The organism is Allobosea sp. 01N443 (genome assembly GCF_056399325.1).
Genome location: NZ_JBFTRC010000185.1, coordinates 1 through 15,902 on the forward strand (window position 1 = coordinate 1; position 15,902 = coordinate 15,902).

Sequence of the window (15,902 nt, forward strand, 5' to 3'; positions counted from 1 at the left end):
CCGTCCGCAGCGCGCAGCACGTAGCGGACGGAATTGCCGAAGAAGACGGCCTCCGCGAGGGTGGCCCGATGCGCGCCGGCGGCATCTTGGCGGATCTGGATGAGCTCCGGCCGGATTGACGCGAAGCTGGCCGCCGAGAGATGCGCGACATTCCCGGACACGCGGCCAAGCCCTTCGAGCATGACGGACGCTGGCGCGGCGCCCTCGACCTTGAGGATGTTGTTTGCACCCACGAATTCCGCGACGAAGCGTGATTGCGGCTTGTCGTAGAGCTCTTCCGGAGGGCCGATCTGCAGGACCTGGCCCTTGTCCATGACCGCCAGCCGGTCGGAGAGCGTCAGCGCCTCGCCTTGATCATGGGTGACATAGATGACGGTACACCCGATCTGGCGCTGGTATTCCTTGATCTCGAGCTGGAGTGTCTCTCGCAGCTTCAGATCAAGGGCGCCCAGCGGCTCGTCCATCAACAGCACCCGGGGCTCGAACACGACCGCGCGTGCAAAGGCCACGCGTTGCTTCTGGCCCCCGGACAGTTCGTGCGGCATGCGGTTCGCTAGTGTGTCCAGCCGCACCATCTGGAGCGCCTTCTCCGAGCGCCGCCGGGCTTCGGCCCGCGGCACGCCGCGCATCTCGAGGGGAAAGGAAATGTTGCGGATGACATTGCGATGGGGAAAGAGCGAATAGCTCTGGAACACCATGCCGATGTCGCGCTTCTCCGTCGGCAGCTTCGTGATCGGCACTCCGTCGATGAGAATTTCACCGCTGTCGATATCCGTGAAGCCTGCCAGCGCGTTGAGGGCGGTCGTCTTTCCAGAGCCGCTCGCCCCGAGCAGGGTCATGAACTCCCCGCGCTCGACATGCATCGAGAAGCTCTCCAGCGCGACGAACTTTCCATACGTCTTTCGAACGCTTCTGAAATCGATCGTCGCTCCGGTCGAACTCATTTGATCCGGCTCCGAATGAGAGGCATATTTGAAAAGTGACGATAGTGTCATTTTTTGTCAAGCGCGCTATGCTGGTATTGAGATTGCGGCGCGATTGAGTGTGCTGTCAGAAGCGATAGTGAGAAGGGCGGGCCCTTGTTGTTGGAAAACGTAAATTTCGATTACGTGGATTACCTGGAGAAACGCTTGGCTGCCGCGCAAAGCGAGAAGAAGATCATTCGCACTGAGTTGCAGCTCGAGCTGGCAACCGCGCGCCTTCTCAGAGAAAAAAACTATCACGCAATTTCGGTTGATCTCATTGCGGCGACCGCTGGTGTCGCGCACGGGACGTTTTACCGGTATTTCGCAGCCAAACGCGATGTCGTTGCTAAGACTATCGCCGATTATTTCATGTTCGTGCGCGCATCGCGCCACCCAATTGCCCGTGATGCGTCGCAATACGAAGCAATCCACCAGGCCAACCTGCACTATGTCGAATGCTTCCGTCGCAATGTCGGACTCATGCGTTGCCATTTCCGGCTCAAGGACGAGGACGAGCTGATCGCCGAGGTTGGCCGTAGCGCCGACAACGCCATGGTGGAGCGCGTCCTCGCCAGGCTGCGCCGCGAAGGACGTTGAAGATCTACGGGCAGACCCAGCCTTCGCTCGCTGGGTTTCAAGCCAAGCCCCAACTCGTGGCGAGCACCCTATCCGATATGTGGTTCTCGACGATCTACGGTTCGCAATCACTCGAGCGCATTGCGCCGGGGGCGAGTTTGCCAAGGCTACGCCAGGTCGACTGAGTGATCGCCGTCAACTCGGCATGATATAGCTCAGCTGATTGCGAATATTCGCAGCCAGCGAAATCAAGCGGGGTGCGACCTCGTCCTCGATCTGGTTGGGGCTGAGCCGGAACACAGGCACCCGGCAGTTCATGCCGAAGCAATCGCCGTTGGCGTCCCGGATCAGCGGCACGCCAGCGGAATGGGTGCCCGGAATCCAGACGCCCTTGGCCACAGAAAACCCCCGGCTGCGGCAATCGATGACGCCCTGCAGGAAGGATTCGGAGTATTTCGTCCAGAGTTCGGGCGAGCGACGCTTCATTTCTTCGAGCTTCAGCTTGAGTTCGTCCTCTGACAGGAGGGAGCCGAGCGCATGACCGATCGTGGCCGGCAGCAGCGGCCCGATCGTGCCGAGGTCGGGCGAGGTCCAGATGTTCTCGTTCACCCGCGAGGTCTCGAGATAGACGAAGTTGGTTCGGTCGATCGTGCCGATCGAGACGGTCCCTCCGAGGTCCTGAGCCAGCTTCTGCATCGAGGGCCGCGCGATGTGCAGCAGCTTCAGGTTGACCAGCAGCGGGTTGACCAGCATGAGCGCGCGCCAGCTCAGCCGGAACTTGGATTTCTCCTGCCTGAGGTAGCCCATTCTTTCCAGCGTATAGGTCAAACGTGCGACCGTGGAACGGTTGATCCCCGATTCCTTCGCGATCTCGCCATTGCTCATCAATGTGCGATTCGGACGAAAAGTCTCCAGAACAGCCAGTCCCTTGACGAGAGTTGTTGCGATGTCGGGATCGTCTGCGGGGATCTTCAAGAATTTCTCCATCTATGTAGTTGGCTTCGTTCGTATTATTTCGATCGATTATTGTTTGATAATTACCGGATGCGCTTGATGAGCGGGTTTGAGAGCCTCGACCTGCCCCTGCGTTGTCGGGGTGAGAATTGGCCTCTTTGGCTAAAATGTCAAGATAGTGAACATTTCTGGAAGAAATTAATCACTCTCTTGACTCACCTCCGAAGCGAGCGCTCAATTATCGAAGGCGGGTGGATATCTGCGCCTGCACTCGTCACGGAGAAAATGTGAATGAGCCGCGTGATCGACATGGAACTGAGCTTGCCTCATAGCGAGGCGAATCCGGATCTGGAGCGCATCTCGCGAGGACGGCCGGGCACGCCCTTCGCCCAGTCGCTGCCGCGGCCCGAGGGCTACGGATTCGCCAATTACGGGAATGTCTTCAGGAGCAAAGAGGCGGCTCCGAAGAAGGGGGAGGCTGACGACGGCGGTCTCGTGCGGCTGGTCGAGGATATGGACCGTGCCGGTATCGCGCGGGGATTGCTGGTCGGCGCCGAGAACAGTGCGACGGGCCGGATTCACCAGGCCCATCCCGGCCGCTTCTTCCTGTTCACGACATTCGATCCCTTCGACGGCATGCGGGCGGTTCGCGAATTCGAGCGGCTGGTCAAGGAGGAGGGCGCAAACGGCCTGCGCCTGTCGGCGCTCTATAACGGCGTGCCGGCCAATGATCGCCGCTACTATCCGCTCTACGCGAAGGCAGCCGAGCTCGACGTCCCGGTCCGCATCTACACGGCGATGAACTACGCCAATGACCGGCCCTATGATCTCGGGCATCCGCGCTATCTCGATGATGTCGCCATCGACTTCCCCGAACTCAGGATCGTGGCGGGCCTCGCCGGCTGGCCCTGGGTGAACGAGATGGTCGGGCTGCTCCGCCGGCACCCGCGGCTCTATGTCGACACGGCGGCCCACCATCCCCGGTATTTCAGCCAGCCCGGTTCCGGGTGGGAGCAGTTCCTTCAGTTCGGCAACACGCTGCTCCAGGACAAGGTCATGGTCGGGTTGTCGCGCTACCTGTTCGGGACCTCTTTCGAGAGCATCATCGAGCAGTACAAGCAGCTGCCGCTCAAGGAAAAGGTCATCGAGAAATGGCTGTACGGCAACGCCGCTGAATTCTTCCGGCTGAACTGAGGGCGGGGTCCGATGCTTCGCTTCGTCGGCCGGCGGGCGCTCTACGCAATCCCTCTGCTCCTGGCGATCATCATCCTGATGTTCTCCATGCTGCACATGATCCCGGGGGATCCGGTGCAGGCCCTCGTCGGCGACTACCCCGTTCCGCCGGCGTATCGGCAGGCGATCGAAGAGAAGTATCGCCTGAACGACCCCTTCCTCGTTCAGGTCGGCAATTATCTCCTCAATGTCGCGCAGGGCGATTTCGGTTTCTCCTATCAGAACCAGCGCGGCGTTCTCGACCTCATCCTCGAACGGGCGCCCCGCACGATCCTGCTCGCATCGGTCAGCTTCGCCCTGGCGATTCCACTCGGCATGGCGATCGGCATCGCGGCGGGAACGACACGCCGGCCGGGCGTCGACAAGTTCTGGACGACCACCGCCCTGATCGCCTACGCGATCCCGACTTTCTGGCTCGGCCAGCTCCTGGTGATGCTGTTCGCACTCCGGCTCGGCTGGTTTCCGACCCAGGGCATCGGCCCCCTGATCAGCCGCACGCATGGTGTCGCCTGGCTCTTCGAAAAGCTGCGCTATCTCGCGCTGCCGGTCCTTGCCTTCGGCATCCACGAGGGCATGCGGATCGCGCGGATCATGCGCGCCAGCGTCATCGACACGCTGTCGCAAGGCTACATCATCACCGCACGCTCCAAGGGCCTGAGCCGCGGGCAGATCATCCGCAACCACGTGATGCGCAATTCGAGCCTGCCCCTGGTCACGATCGCCGGCTATGCCTTCGGCTCCGCGCTCGGCGGCGCCGTCCTGCTCGAAACGGTCTTCACCTGGCCGGGCCTTGGCCTGCTGCTCGTCGACTCGATCCGGCTCAGGGACAACATGACGGTTGTCGGTGTCGTGATCTTCTCGGCCGTCGCCGTCGTCGCCATGAACCTGATCGTCGATCTCCTCTACGCGGCGCTGGACCCGCGCATCAGAACCACGCGGTGAGGTCGAAGCCATGTCAGACAGCAAAACCGCCGTGGCGCCGGCATCCGGCAACGGCATCCCGGTCGGGAGCTGGCAGGCCCATGTCGCCAATCTCTTCGGAACGCGTCACGGCGCGCTCGGAGCAGGCATCCTCATCGTCCTGGTGATCGTGGCGACCGCTGCTCCGCTGATTGCACCCTACAATCCGTTGGAGCAGACCCAGTTGAGTCTCGCGCCGCCATCGTCCCAGTTCCTGTTCGGCACTGACAATATCGGCCGGGACGTGTTCTCGCTCGTCGTCCATGGCAGCCGCTCGTCCCTGCTCGTCGGGCTCGGGGCGGCGCTGGCCGCACTGCTCGTCGGCGGCACTCTCGGGGTCCTGGCCGGCTATTTCCAGGGCCCGGTCGAGGCGGCGCTGATGCGGCTGGTGGAGTTGTTCCAGACCCTTCCCGTCATCATTCTCGTGCTCTGTGCCGTCGCGCTGTTCGGCTCCAATTTCTGGCTCCTGATCGCGGCGGTGGCGCTGGCGATCTGGCCGATGGAGGCCCGCCTCGTCTACGGCCAGTACATCAAGCTTCGCGACCGCGAATTCATTGCTGCCGCCCGCGTCGCCGACCTCTCGACGGCCCACATCATGTTCCGCGAGATCCTGCCCAACGCGATCCAGCCGATCATCGTGCAGGTCGCGCTCGACGCGAGCATCGCCATCCTGATCGAGGCCGGGCTCGGTTTCCTCGGCCTCTCCGATCCGAGCAGGGTGAGCTGGGGCCGGTTGCTCTTCGTCGCGCAGGACTACATGGACAGCGCCTGGTGGATGAGCCTGTTTCCCGGCGCAGCCATCTGCATCACCGTGGTCGGCCTCAATCTCTTTGCCGACGGGCTGAACGAGGTCATCGATCCGCGCAGCACGAACGGGATGGGAGGGCTGCAATGAGCGCATCGCTTCTTCTCGACGTGCGCGACCTAAAGGTCCATCTGCGTCTCGGCCACAAGGTCGTGAAGGCGATCGACGGGGTCGATTTCCAGGTCCGCCGGGGCGAATGCGTCGGCATCGTCGGCGAATCCGGTTCGGGCAAGAGCACGATGGCGCGAGCCGTGACGCGCCTGATGCCGAACGTGAACATCGAGGAACTGAGCGGCAGGCTTGCCTTCGAGGGCCGCGATATCCTTGCGATGGACGACGGCGACCTGCGGGCCCTGCGCCGCGGGCGCGGCTTCTCGATGATCTTCCAGGATCCGCTCGGCTATCTCAACCCGACGCAGCGGATCGGCCGGCAGATCCACGAGGCGCTCTCCCGGGATGCTGAGCGTGGTTCCGACAAGGCTCGCGTCCACACCTTGCTGGACGAGGTGGGGCTACCCGACGCAGCCAATCTCGCCCGGCGCTACCCGCATGAACTCTCAGGCGGCATGCGCCAGCGCGTGATGATCGCAATCGCCCTGGCCAGCGATCCCCAGCTTCTCTTTGCCGACGAGCCGACGACAGCGCTCGACGCGACCGTGCAGCTGCAGGTCCTGCAGACCCTCTACAGACTGCACAAGGAGCGCAACATGGCGATGGCCATCATCACCCATGACCTCGGTGTCGTCGCCGAGCTCTGCGACCGGGTCTACGTGATGCGCGCCGGTAAGGTGATCGAGAGCGCCGAAACCATCGCGCTTTTCGAGCAGCCCCAGCAGGACTATTCCAAGCGCTTGATTGAGCTCAGCACGCGCCGACTGACGCGGGAGCTTCAGTCATGACCGCTCCGATCCTTCGCCTGCATGGCGTCGAGCAACTCTACACCAGCCGCAACGCCAATGGCCCGGGCTGGAATACGGTTCGGGCGGTGGATGGTGTCGATCTCGATGTTAACGAGGGCGAAACCCTGGCGATCGTGGGCGAGTCCGGCTCAGGCAAGAGCACGCTCGCGAAGCTGCTCCTGATGCTGAACCGGCCGACGGCGGGCGACGTGCAGTTTCGCGGCACCTCGCTGGCCTCGCTCGCCTCCTCCGGGAAACAGGCCTTCCGACGCCAGGTCCAGGCCGTGTTTCAGGACCCGGCCTCGTCGCTGAACCCACGCATGACGGTCGAACGCATGCTCGGCTACATCGTTCAGCGCCATGAGCTTGCTACGCTGCGCGAGACGCGGGCCTTTCTCGCCGGCCATCTTGCCGCGGTCGGCCTTAACCCCCCGGACCACTATCTCGACCGCTATCCGCACCAGCTCTCAGGCGGGCAGCAGCAGCGCATCGCGATTGCGCGGGCGATGATGCTTCGGCCCGCGATCATCATCGCCGACGAACCGCTGTCGAGCCTCGACGTCTCGGTCCAGGCCCAGGTTCTGCAGCTGATGCGGGATCTGCACGAGGCGACCAATGTCGGCTTCGTGGTGATTAGCCACGATCTCGGAGCGATGGAGTCGATCGCCGACCGGACCGCCGTGATGTATCGCGGCCGGATCGTCGAGATCGGCCACTCTATCTACGAACGCCCCTTCCATCCCTATACCAGGCTGCTGCTCGACGCGCGGCTTTCGCTCGATCCACGTCGTGGCCGGATCCGCAGCCTGAGCGCGACACAAGTGCGAGCGGATATGCCTGAGCCCATGCAGGGCGGCTGCCGGTTCCGCCACCGCTGCCCCTTTGCGATCGAAATTTGCGCGACGGCCGACCCCGCGCTGAAACCGGTCGGCCAGACCGGAACCTTTGTGGCCTGTCACCGCGCGGACGAAATCGGCGCGTCATCGCGTCCGGCAGGTGTGGCCCCCGTAGAGAGGACGCCGAGGCCCGTCGAGATCTGATTCAGGGACTACTCAGAAAAGCCAAAGGGAGAGAGCACATCATGGACACGGCTAAACGAAGCGATGCGTGGACGATGCAGAGGCTGGGCGCGATCTCACTGCTTGCGGGAGCGTCGAGCCTTCTGCTCTCCGCCGGAGCGCAGGCGGACGATGGCAAGCCCGTCCCGGGTGGCACGGTCATCGCCGCGCTGAATTCTACGACAATTCCGAATCTGAACACCCAGATGACATCGTCGGTCCCGGCGCTGTTCGCCGCTGATGTCTGGGCGGACGGGCTGATGACCTATGACCGCGAAGCCAATCGCGTTCCGCGCCTGGCAAAGAGCTGGACCATTTCCGAGGACGGCAAGACCTACACCTTCAACCTCCGCGAGGGCGTGAAGTGGTCGGACGGCAAGCCGTTCTCTGCCACCGACGTGGTCTTCACGCTGGAGAATTTCGGCAAGTTCAACACCTATCTGACCAAGCTCATGCCGCTGGTCGAGAAGGCCTCGGCGCCCGACGACAAGACCTTCGTCCTGACGCTCAAGCAGCCGCTGACCGCGACGCTCGATCTGTTCGACAAGGAAGTGTTTCCGCTGATGCCGAAGCACGTCTACGAGGGCAAGGACATCGCCACTCACCCAGCCAATATCGCTCCGGTGGGCCTTGGCCCGTTCAAGTTCGACAAATGGGTCAGCGGCCAGTCGATCACCTTCGTGCGCAACCCGCACTATTGGGAGGCGCCCAAGCCCTATCTCGACTCGGTGATCTTCGCGCTCATCCCGAACCCGCAGCAGCGCCTCAACGCCATCGTCAACGGCGAGGTCAACTGGTTCCGGCCCGAAGTGGTGCAGGTCCCGGCGACGCARCAGGCGGCGAAGCGGGGCTCGTTCCGGGTTGTGCCGATCGTCACCAACGCGCCAGAAACTGCCGTCATCGACTTCAATCTGCGGCGCTCGCCGATGAACAACGTCAAGGTCCGGCAGGCCCTGTTCCACGCCATCGATCGTCAGCGGATCGTAAGGGATGTCTACCAGGGGTTGGCTGAGACCGCCAAGAACGCCATCCCGACGCAATTCAAGAACCTGCACGATACGTCGGTCAACTACGATACGATGTACGCCTATGACCCGAAACGAGCGGCCCAGCTGCTCGACGAGGCCGGATTTCCGCTGAAAGACGGCAAGCGTTTCGCGCTCGAGCTCGCGGTGATCTCGGCCGCGCCCTATGACGCGGTGGCGCAGGTCGTGCAGGCGCAGTGGACGGCGCTCGGCATCGACGTGAAGCTCAGCGCGCTCGATCAGCAGATCTGGACCAACAAGGTCTATACGCAGCATGATTTCGATGCGTCGATCATCTCGCTGACCGGACGCTCGAATCCGGTTCTCGGCGTCGACCGCAGCTTCGTCTGCAATGAGACCAGCGTCCCCTACGCCAATCCCACCGGCTACTGTAATCCCGAGTTCGACAAGGTCGCCGCCGATGCGGCTTCGGCGCCGGCGGATCGGCAGAAGGCGCATTACAAGACCTATGCCGAGATCATCGCGCGCGACCTGAACCAGCTTGCGTTGACGAATTCGCGCGTCTTCGAGGCCGTGACGAACAATTTCAAGAACTTGGACGCTCAGTTCAACTTCTCGTTCAACACCCATCCGAACTGGGCGGAAGCCTGGCTCCCGAAAGACAAGCAGTAACTCCCGTCGGACACAGCGCCCGCAGCCGCCGATGGCGGCTGCGACGGCACATCGCTATCGAAGGACATATCGCCTTGCATATCGACGTCACCCCCATGGTCAGGCCACGCTCGGTGGCCATTATCGGCGCCTCGGCGAAGCGCGTCACGCAGGGCAACGTGGTCATCAGCAATCTGAAATCATGGGGCTACACGGGGGAGATCCTCCCGATCCATCCCCAGGCCGATCAGATCGAAGGTCTGCGCGCCGTCAACTCGGTTGCCGAGATCCGCGCGGAGACCGACCTTGCGATCATTGCCATTCCCGCAGCGCATGTGCCGGGCATGCTGCATGAACTCGAGTCGAGTTCCGTACGCTCGGCGATCGTCTTCACCAACGGATTCTCGCATGACGAGGAGAGGGCAATTCGTGCATTCGGCGCCCAGAGCCGCATCGTCTTGCACGGCCCCAACTGCATGGGGCTGGTCAATTTCACCGACTCGATCCCGCTCTACCCATCCAGGCCGTCGCTGCGCCTGAGGCCCGGCAACGTCGCGCTGGTGGCCCAATCCGGATCGGCGGCGATTTCGGTGATGAACTCGACGGTCATCGGGCTTTCAAAGGTCGTGACCGTCGGCAGCGAGTTCCAGGTTGCGGCCGCAGATTATGTGCGCTGGTTTGCGGACGACGATGAGACACGGGTCATCGGGGTGGTCGCGGAGTCAATCAAGTCTCCCCGTGCGCTCGCCGAGGCCGCCGAATGCGTTCATGCCGCGGGCAAGTCCCTGGTGGTGCTCAAGGTTGGTCGCTCGGATGTCGGCGTTGCGGCCACCCAGGCCCATACGGGGGCTCTGGTGAGTGATCGCGACGCCTATGACAGCTTCTTTCGGGAGACCAATATCGCGACGGTCGCGGATTATGACGAGCTCATCGCGGCGCTCGAATGCTCGGCGGTGGCGCGGCGCATGGTCCGGGGAGCAAGCATCGGCATCGTCGGCATTTCCGGCGGTCAGACCGCCCTGGCCTGCGATGTTGCGGAACTGCAGGGCGTAATTGTTGCGGCCTACAGCGCGACGACCGGGCAACGCTTGCGTGCTGCCTTGCCGGGAACGGCCGGCAACAATCCGGTCGATTTCGGAGCGACGGTCAATGTTGAGGACCGCAATACGCCTGAGGCCATGAAGGCGGTTCTCAGTGACGAGAATGTCGGCGCCGTCGTCGCCCTTCAGGATACGCAGGAGAGCCTTAACCCTGCGACGCTGCAGAATTACATGAATGTGCTCGGCGTCTATGCCGAGGCCGGCAAGGCGAGTGAAACACCGCTGGTCGTGATCTCGCCGACTTCGGAGAATGTCGATCCGGGCGTTCGTTCGATGCTGGCCGATCACGGTGTGCCGCTGCTGCGCGGGCTTCACGCCGGACTTCGCGCCGTCGGCAATCTCGCGCTCGGMAAGCCGGGGCCCGCCGGCTCCTGGGCGCGCCAGCGCAGCGCCGCGCGGACGCCGTTCAACAAGGAGGTCGCCAGCCTGAGGCGCGAGATCGAGCAATGCTCGGGCACTCTCGATGCCGAACTGTCATTCCGGCTGCTGCGCGCCTACGGCATCCCTCTGGTCAAATCGATCGTGGTGAAGGACGAAGGCGAAGCGGTCGCCCGTATCGGCGAGCTCGGATTTCCCATGGTGGTCAAGGTCGCATCCCGGGACGTGCAGCACCGGTCGGATGTTGGCGGCGTCGTGCTCGACGTCCGCGATGAGGAAGGCTTGCGCCGCGCGATCGCGACCATTGCCGAGAATGTCGGCAGGGCGCTGCCGGCTGCGACGATCGACGGCTATGAATTGCAGGAGCAGCTTGTCGACGGTGTCGAGGCCATGGCTGGATTCACGGCTGCGCCGCCATTTGGCCAGATGATCGTCCTGGGCAGTGGCGGCACGCTGGTCGAGCTCCTGGCCGATCGAGCGGTCGCGCTTGCGCCGCTCGATCACGAGCAGGCAGGTGCGATGCTCCGCCGGACCAAGCTCGACCGCATATTGGGAGGGTATCGCAATTTGATGCCCCAAACGGACACGAGCCATCTGGTCGATCTCGCGGTGAAGCTCTCGCAACTCGCTAGCGATTTCGAGGGCTTGCTGGCGGCATGCGATCTGAATCCGGTTCTCATCCGAAAAGGTTCGGGTGAGGTTCGCGTTGTCGATGCACTCTTCGTTCGTGGCTGACAGCAATTGTGACGGCAGCGCCTGATCGGTTGCGGCGAGGCGGCGTCAGGCCTCCCGCCTGCGCCGGTCGGGCCGAGGCATCGGTGCGCTCGCCGCCAAGACTTGGTGCGGATGCCGAAACCCGGCAGAGGGATCGCCGTATGCGCGTGCCATGCAGGGTGCGCCGGGGGGGACACCGATCAGCGTTCCGTATTCCGGTGCGCTTCCTGCGAGAATCTTGGCCGTAGATGTTTTTCCTCCCAGCTTGAGGTTGTTAGGCTGTAGGCATCATCAGATGGTGGGACGTCCGCCCTGACAGGCCCGAGTACGGAATAAGGACATGCTGCAGAATACTGACGAGCGTTTGCCGTTGCATGCGCGCCTGCGCGATGCCCTCGCGTCCCGCATCGCATCGCTTGAATGGGAAGCGGGCCAGACCATCCCCTCCGAACAGGTTCTGACCAGGGAATACGGCGTCTCGACCAACACGGTGCGCAAGGCCGTGGAGCAACTCATGCGCGAGGGCTTGCTGGAGCGCCGGCAGGGCAGCGGCACCTTTGTGCGGCGCCCCTCATTCGATGGCAGCCTGTTTCGCTGGTTCAATTTCAAGGATGCGGGGGCACATGCCGGCAAGACCGTGCCGGAGAGCCGTCTGCTCAAGCGCGAGATCATCGAACCTGATGCGGAGGTGGCGRCGGCACTGCGACTGCCGCCGGGCGCACAGGTCCTGAAGGTGCTGCGGCTGCGGCTTTGGGCCGGCGAGCCGGCCATCTCGGAAGATCTGTTCCTGCCCTTGCCTCGCTTTGCCCGGTTTGCGGACCTGCCGGAGGCGGAGATCGGGCCGCTGCTCTACCCGGTCTATGAGCGCGAGTTCGGGCAGGTGGTCGCGGCCGTCGAGGATGAACTCTCGCTGGGCCACGCCGATGCGACCAGGGCCGCACTGCTGAATGTGCCAGTGGGCGACCCGATCATCGTCGTCGAGCGAACCTCCATGGATGCCAATGGCGCGCCGATCGACTGGCGCCGCGCCTATGGCCGGGGAGATCGCTTTCGCTACAAGGTGCGCTTGACCTGAGGGCTCAGGTCGCGGAGACCCGGTAGAGGGCAAGGCCGTTATCCCAGAAGGCGCGGCCGGCGAGGTCAGCCCCCAGCACCTTTTCGACGAGGTCGATATCGGCAGGCTGGAACGGGCGCTCGGCGCGTGTCGAGGGCAGGTCGGTGCCAAACACCAGCGCGCTCGGATTTCTGGCGGCAATCCGTTCGAGCGCCTTGGCAATATCGAGCTTGGCCCGGCCAAAACCGACGCTGTCGATGCGGCCGCGGAACATGTTGAAGCGCAGCGCCCGGACACCCAGCGTGCTCAGCCGCGCGATCTCTCCGTCGGCAATCGTGTTCGGCACCTGCGTGACGCCGACCCAGCCCTTGCCCAGCTTCGCCAGGGTGCTCTCGAGATAGGTCTGGTCGAAGCCGTGGAACGAGCCGGATACGATCGCTCCGGCGCGGACGCCGAGCGGCTGGGTGGCTGCCTGGTACTCGCTGAGAGGGTAGTGCGGTGGCGTATAGCCTTGATTGGGTACGATCGGGAAAGCGTGATCAATGATGTGACAGTGGGAATCGAAGATGCGGCGCGCACTGGCCCGGACCGCGCCGGCCCCCAGCGTCATCGCTGCAGCGCTTCCCCATAAGAAATGGCGGCGATTCATCGTCATGGCGTTTCCTCCAGCATGATTTTCTTGTTCAGTTCACCTGCGCCGCGGCCGGGTGCCGGGCGATTGCCAGGATTTCCCTCGCCACGACGTCAGGCTTTTCGACCGGGGCGAAATGCTTGGCATCGGGGATGATCACCAATCGCGCATCCGCGATTGCCTCTGCGAGCTGCTCGGCCATGGCGAGCGGTGTCGCGTGGTCGAACTCGCCGACCAGGATGGTCGTGGGGCAGTGGATGGCCTTCAGGGCTGGGCGCAGATCGGTCTCGCCCAGCATGGCGCAGCTATCGGCATAGCAATGCAGGTCGTTGGCCTGGAACACGGCCAGGYAGTCCTCGACGATCTCGGGGCTGCTCGCCCGGAAGCAGTCGCTGAACCAGCGTGCCAGCTGGAAGTCGATATGCGTGCCCATGCCGTCGCGCAGCGCGCGTTCGCCGCGCTCGCGCCAGGCCGGCAAGGCCTGGTGGCCGTAGGTCGCCGTCGTGTCGGCCAGCACGAGGCCCGATACGCGCTGCGGAAAACCGGCGGCGACCGCCTGGGCCACGCAGCCGCCCATCGAGCAGCCAACGACCGTAGCCTCCTCCCAGCCGAGTTCGTCGAGGACGGCGATGCAATCGGCCGCCATCATCTCGCAGCTATAGGGGCCGCGCCGCCGCTCGGACGCGCCATGGCCACGGCAATCGAGCGCCACGACTGTCGCTTCCTGGTCGATCGCCGCCGCGACGCCGCGCCATTGCCGCCAGCTCATGGCGAGGGCGTGGATCAGGAGGATGCGCGGCGCGCCAGGAAATCCTGCCTGCATCAGAGTGGCGTTGATCGCGCAACCGTCCGCCGCCCGTGCAGCGATCTGGGCACCTTCGATACTGAACATCAGGATGCTTCCGCTATTGAGGCTTGAGACCGGACAGGGCCACGATCTCGCGCCAGCGCGGCAGATCACGCGCCATGGCAGCGCTGAACTCGGCAGGGCCGGCGCCGACGAACTCGAAGCCATTGTCGATCAGCCGTGCCGTGATCGCGGGGCTTTGCATGACGGCCACGGTGTCTGCGTGGATACGGTCGCGCAGCGCATCAGGCAGTCCGGCTGGGCCGACAATGCCATACCAGGTCTCTACCGAAGCGCCGGGGGCGATTTCCGCCATCGTGGGAACGTCGGGAAGGGATGGAAAGCGCTTCTCGGAGGAGACGGCGAGCGGCACGACCGAGCCGGACTGGATGGCGGCGATCAGGGCCGGCAAGCCCGTCGAGACCAGCTCGATCTGGCCGCCGAGGACGTCGGTCAGGGCGGGGGCGCCCCCGCGATAGGGCACATGGGTCAGCGTCAACCCACTGACCTTTGCCAGCAATTCGGCGACGAGATGGCCGGGCGTTCCTGTGCCCGCGGTGCCGAAACGATAATCCGTGCMGCCGCCTTGCTTCACCATCTCGACCAGCGTCCTGGTCTTCAGGGCAGGGCCGCCGACCAGCACCTGCGGTGAGCGGGCGATCAGGGTGACCGGCTTGAAATCCTTCAGCGGGTCGAAGAGCCGGCGCGTCATCAGGCTGTCATTGCTGAGCAGCCCGTCGCTGACGAGCAACAGCGTATATCCGTCGGGCGCGGCCTTTGCCACGCTGGCCGCTCCGATGTCGCCGGCTGCGCCAGGCTTGTTCTCGACAACAACCTGATGCCCCCATTTCTCGCTGAGAGCCCGGGCCGCGAGACGGCCGATCACGTCGAAGCTGCCTCCGGCGGGGAAGGGTACGACGAGCGTGACGAAGCGCTGCGGGTAGGGGTCTGACGCGTTGGCTCCCGTCCAGCCTATGCAGGCCAGTAAGCCCAATGCACCGGTAGCGACCAGCTTGGCCATCTTCATTGGCAGTCTCCCTTGAGCCGCAGCCTTGGTGACACGCAGTCATTATGCTGTCAATGGGTCATGCCAATGACATGATGAATCATGCTTGTACTGCTCGGCGATCATGTCCTTGTGCTGCGCGACGCTGACGACATCTAGGGCTTCGTGACGAGAGGGTTCGTGCATCTGCGCCGAACCCTGCGAGATTGGCCCAGACCGGCCGATATCCGGCCGTCTCCCTATCTCGCCGCGCGAACCGCCAGCGCGATCGACCGGAGCAATAGTGCGGTCAGGACGGCGTGGAAGATGACCGCTGGCCATAGCAAGACGCCGCCGGAAGCTCCGGTAAGATCGAGATAGGCGAGATAGAGTGCGACCGCGCCGCTATAGATCAACATGCCCAGCAGAGGCGGGCCGGGCCAGCAGGCGATCCCCAGTGCAACCAGGGCGATACCCGCAATGCTCGCGATCTGCAGGGCAGCCCCGTCCAGTTCCTCGCCGAGCAGCACTTGCGCGACGAATGAAGGCACGACCAGCAGCGCCAGACCGGTTGCGATCTCTGCCACGGCGGCGATCGTCAGCACGTTCTTCATCGCCTGGGCCCGGTCCATCTTGTTGATCGAATATTCGCACGAGAGGCACGGGAGCGCGCAGGGATCTGGCTGCGTTCACTGCACCGGCCCGAGCTTGACGGTCAGCTTCTTGATCTTGCCGGTGAACTTGAACGGTGGGTCATAGCGATGCTCCAGCAGCGCGACCCCGGTGCGGGTATCCAGGCCAACATCGAAGCTTTCGTCCTCGGGAAACGTGATCGGGATGGTGTGGTCCATCGATTTCCTGGCCACTTCCTGTCCGTCTACGGAAAGGACGCCGGTGCCGCCCTTGCCCAGGCCCGGGCCGTCGGATTTGAAGTCGAAGACGATGCTGTGTTTTCCCGGCGTCAGTTCCGGCCCTTCCCAGATCGTCCGCTGCAGATCGAGGAGATTGTAAAGGAACACAGGCTTGCCGCGGCCGATCCCCAATTCRCCCTTGCTGAGGAAGAGGCCATAACCACCGAAGCGTCCGCCCTCGGTCACGATCATGCC

Annotated in this window: 15 protein-coding genes and 1 pseudogene; 9 read left to right on the forward strand and 7 right to left on the reverse strand. The window is 63.6% G+C overall.

What is annotated here, in order from left to right; all coding sequences use genetic code 11:
- A partial coding sequence (locus tag AC1DRP_RS29765) for an ABC transporter ATP-binding protein (RefSeq protein ID WP_476770364.1) occupies nt 1–944 on the reverse strand: 944 nt, incomplete at its 3' end.
- A gap of 135 nt (nt 945–1,079) precedes the next feature.
- On the opposite strand from AC1DRP_RS29765, the gene AC1DRP_RS29770 reads away from it, so the two are divergent.
- Nucleotides 1,080–1,562 carry a TetR/AcrR family transcriptional regulator gene (locus AC1DRP_RS29770; protein WP_476770365.1) on the forward strand — a complete coding sequence of 161 codons (483 nt, stop codon included), beginning with the start codon at nt 1,080–1,082 and terminating at the stop codon, nt 1,560–1,562.
- A gap of 174 nt (nt 1,563–1,736) precedes the next feature.
- On the opposite strand, the gene AC1DRP_RS29775 is transcribed toward AC1DRP_RS29770, so the two are convergent.
- The gene (locus tag AC1DRP_RS29775; RefSeq protein ID WP_441493496.1) at nt 1,737–2,516 is read right to left on the reverse strand and encodes an IclR family transcriptional regulator; all 780 of its coding nucleotides are present in this window, start codon (nt 2,514–2,516) and stop codon (nt 1,737–1,739) included.
- Nucleotides 2,517–2,786: 270 nt separating this feature from the next.
- Between AC1DRP_RS29775 and AC1DRP_RS29780 the strand changes: the two genes are divergently transcribed.
- From AC1DRP_RS29780 to AC1DRP_RS29815, 8 genes are all read left to right on the forward strand, one after another.
- A complete protein-coding gene (locus AC1DRP_RS29780) occupies nt 2,787–3,689 on the forward strand; it encodes an amidohydrolase family protein (protein WP_441493497.1) in 903 nt (300 codons plus the stop codon).
- A gap of 12 nt (nt 3,690–3,701) precedes the next feature.
- The gene (locus tag AC1DRP_RS29785) at nt 3,702–4,670 is read left to right on the forward strand and encodes an ABC transporter permease (protein ID WP_476770366.1); all 969 of its coding nucleotides are present in this window, start codon (nt 3,702–3,704) and stop codon (nt 4,668–4,670) included.
- Between the two features lie 10 nt (nt 4,671–4,680).
- Nucleotides 4,681–5,583, forward strand: a complete 903-nt coding sequence (locus AC1DRP_RS29790) for an ABC transporter permease (RefSeq protein WP_476770367.1) — start codon at nt 4,681–4,683, stop codon at nt 5,581–5,583.
- Nucleotides 5,580–6,392, forward strand: coding sequence for an ABC transporter ATP-binding protein (locus tag AC1DRP_RS29795; protein WP_476770368.1), 813 nt, complete (start codon nt 5,580–5,582; stop codon nt 6,390–6,392). Before AC1DRP_RS29790 ends, AC1DRP_RS29795 begins: the two co-directional genes overlap by 4 nt.
- Nucleotides 6,389–7,432 (forward strand): oligopeptide/dipeptide ABC transporter ATP-binding protein, encoded by a 1,044-nt coding sequence (locus tag AC1DRP_RS29800; RefSeq protein ID WP_476770369.1) that lies wholly within the window; start codon nt 6,389–6,391, stop codon nt 7,430–7,432. The genes AC1DRP_RS29795 and AC1DRP_RS29800 overlap by 4 nt, the downstream gene beginning before the upstream one ends.
- Before the next feature lie 41 nt (nt 7,433–7,473).
- Nucleotides 7,474–9,108: an ABC transporter substrate-binding protein gene (locus tag AC1DRP_RS29805; RefSeq protein WP_476770370.1), complete on the forward strand. Its 1,635-nt coding sequence runs from the start codon at nt 7,474–7,476 to the stop codon at nt 9,106–9,108.
- 74 nt (nt 9,109–9,182) lie between these two features.
- Nucleotides 9,183–11,300, forward strand: coding sequence for an acetate--CoA ligase family protein (locus AC1DRP_RS29810; protein ID WP_476770371.1), 2,118 nt, complete (start codon nt 9,183–9,185; stop codon nt 11,298–11,300).
- 319 nt (nt 11,301–11,619) lie between these two features.
- Nucleotides 11,620–12,354 (forward strand): GntR family transcriptional regulator, encoded by a 735-nt coding sequence (locus AC1DRP_RS29815; RefSeq protein ID WP_476770372.1) that lies wholly within the window; start codon nt 11,620–11,622, stop codon nt 12,352–12,354.
- A gap of 4 nt (nt 12,355–12,358) precedes the next feature.
- On the opposite strand, the gene AC1DRP_RS29820 is transcribed toward AC1DRP_RS29815, so the two are convergent.
- The 5 genes and pseudogenes from AC1DRP_RS29820 to AC1DRP_RS29840 form a co-directional block, all read right to left on the reverse strand.
- Entirely contained in the window at nt 12,359–12,988 is a 630-nt protein-coding gene (locus AC1DRP_RS29820; RefSeq protein ID WP_476770373.1) for an amidohydrolase family protein, read from the reverse strand.
- A 28-nt stretch (nt 12,989–13,016) separates the two neighbouring features.
- Nucleotides 13,017–13,856, reverse strand: a complete 840-nt coding sequence (locus AC1DRP_RS29825; protein WP_476770374.1) for an alpha/beta fold hydrolase — start codon at nt 13,854–13,856, stop codon at nt 13,017–13,019.
- Nucleotides 13,857–13,869: 13 nt separating this feature from the next.
- Nucleotides 13,870–14,838: a Bug family tripartite tricarboxylate transporter substrate binding protein gene (locus tag AC1DRP_RS29830; RefSeq protein WP_476770375.1), complete on the reverse strand. Its 969-nt coding sequence runs from the start codon at nt 14,836–14,838 to the stop codon at nt 13,870–13,872.
- A 218-nt stretch (nt 14,839–15,056) separates the two neighbouring features.
- Entirely contained in the window at nt 15,057–15,428 is a 372-nt protein-coding gene (locus AC1DRP_RS29835; protein ID WP_441508232.1) for a hypothetical protein, read from the reverse strand.
- Between the two features lie 57 nt (nt 15,429–15,485).
- A pseudogene (locus tag AC1DRP_RS29840) lies at nt 15,486–15,902 on the reverse strand (arylsulfatase); the annotation flags it as partial.

What these genes read in the sequence shown, in the direction of transcription:
- AC1DRP_RS29835 (WP_441508232.1), bottom strand. Translation starts at nt 15,428, where the DNA reads ATGGACCGGGCCCAGGCGATGAAGAACGTGCTGACGATCGCCGCCGTG.
- AC1DRP_RS29780 (WP_441493497.1), top strand. Translation starts at nt 2,787, where the DNA reads ATGAGCCGCGTGATCGACATGGAACTGAGCTTGCCTCATAGCGAGGCG.
- AC1DRP_RS29820 (WP_476770373.1), bottom strand. Translation starts at nt 12,988, where the DNA reads ATGACGATGAATCGCCGCCATTTCTTATGGGGAAGCGCTGCAGCGATG.
- AC1DRP_RS29800 (WP_476770369.1), top strand. Translation starts at nt 6,389, where the DNA reads ATGACCGCTCCGATCCTTCGCCTGCATGGCGTCGAGCAACTCTACACC.
- AC1DRP_RS29790 (WP_476770367.1), top strand. Translation starts at nt 4,681, where the DNA reads ATGTCAGACAGCAAAACCGCCGTGGCGCCGGCATCCGGCAACGGCATC.
- AC1DRP_RS29785 (WP_476770366.1), top strand. Translation starts at nt 3,702, where the DNA reads ATGCTTCGCTTCGTCGGCCGGCGGGCGCTCTACGCAATCCCTCTGCTC.
- AC1DRP_RS29795 (WP_476770368.1), top strand. Translation starts at nt 5,580, where the DNA reads ATGAGCGCATCGCTTCTTCTCGACGTGCGCGACCTAAAGGTCCATCTG.